We start from the raw sequence: 1,510 nt of genomic DNA on the forward strand, positions 1-1,510 counted from the left end.
ACGCGGTCAAGCCGATGTTCATGCTGGCCGAGTCCGACGCCATCGACCTGCACACCAGCGGCGCCTTCGACGTGACCTATTCCTGGGACCTGGCCGACCAGGTGTTCAAGAAGATCGGCAAGGGCGAGGCGGGCGCCCCACGGTTGAAGGAGTGGCTGGCCAAGCAACCGGCGGGCTTTCCCGCCCATGCCTACCGCATGCGCTTCACGAGCAATCACGACTTCAACTCCTGGCACGGCACCGACGCCGATCTCTACGGCGACGCCTACCCCGCACTGGCGGTACTGACGTTCACGCTGCCCGGCATGCCGCTGGTCTACAACGGCCAGGAGTCGCGGTTGACCAAGAAGCTGGAGTTCTTCGAGAAGGACGCCATCGACTGGAAGACCTATGAGCTGAGCGACTTCTACGCCAGCCTCGCTGCGCTCAAGCACCAGCATCCGGCGCTGGCCGCCGGCCAGTACGGCGCGCCGGTGAAGCTGCTGGACAGCCCGCCCGACATCGTCGCCTTCGAGCGCCGCCTGGACCAGGACCTGGTGCGCGTGGCTGTCAACCTGTCGAAGATGGAACAGCTCTGGCAGGGCCACAAGCTGCGCCCATGGGGGTGGCAGTTGTCATGAGAATCCTCATTACTGGCCTGAACGGCACGTTGGCGCCACGCTTGGCCGAGGCTGCGCGCGCAGCCGGGCATCAGGTCATCGGCTGGGACCGCACCGCGGTGAACCTCGACGATGAGAAGCTGTCAGCCGCCTGGCTTTCCGCGCAGTCGGTGGACGCGATCGCCCACCTGGGCATGGCTTCGGCGCGCTTCGCGGGCTGGCTGGCGTCGCGCTGTCCGAACTTCCTGTTTACCAGCACGGTCATGGTCTTCGACCACGAGCCCGACGGTCCGCATGACGTGGCCGACGCGCGCAACGCCAAGGACGAATACGGCCGCTACAAGGCCGAGTGCGAAGACGCCGTGTTGCTGGCCAATGAGAGGCCCGTCATCGCCCGCATCGGCTGGCAGATCGACGCGACCCGGCCTGGCAACAACATGCTGATGACGCTGGATGAATGGCAAAAGCGCGATGGCCATGTGGCCGCAAGCCGAGCATGGACGCCGGCCTGTTCGTTCATGACCGACACGGCCGCCGCGCTGCTGGCGTTGATCGAACGGCCGCTGCCCGGTGTGCACCACCTGGACAGCAATTCCGAGGAGGGCTGGCGCTTTGATGAGGTGGCGCGCGCACTCGCGATCGAGTTCGGCCGCGACTGGCAAGTCCAGGCGGACGAGGGCTACCGGCATGACCAGCGCCTCATCGGCGGCGTCAGCCGCTTGCCACCGCTTTCGGCGCGCTTGCCTGGGCTCACCCGTGATTGAGCGCTGGCCCATCAACGGCAAGGGCCGCAGCCGCACGGTGGCTCATGGGGGTTTTGGCGGCCTGGTCTGGACGGTGGCCAACGCGACCGACTTCTCGGTCGGCTTTGAAGAACAGGTGCGTCAAAGCCTGCAGATGCTCGAAGCGCA

General features: G+C 66.2%; 2 protein-coding genes. Both read left to right on the forward strand.

The window, feature by feature from the left end:
- A partial coding sequence (locus tag ACXJKR_RS32280) for a DUF3459 domain-containing protein (protein WP_457326330.1) occupies window positions 1-620 on the forward strand: 620 nt, incomplete at its 5' end.
- Window positions 617-1,363, forward strand: coding sequence for a sugar nucleotide-binding protein (locus ACXJKR_RS32285; protein WP_457326331.1), 747 nt, complete (start codon window positions 617-619; stop codon window positions 1,361-1,363). The genes ACXJKR_RS32280 and ACXJKR_RS32285, both read left to right, overlap by 4 nt.
- Window positions 1,364-1,510: the final 147 nt, after the last annotated feature.

The sequence above is a fragment of the Roseateles sp. P5_E11 genome (assembly GCF_054049355.1).

Coding starts and splice junctions, on each gene's coding strand:
- ACXJKR_RS32285 (WP_457326331.1), top strand. CDS start 617: ATGAGAATCCTCATTACTGGCCTGAACGGCACGTTGGCGCCACGCTTG.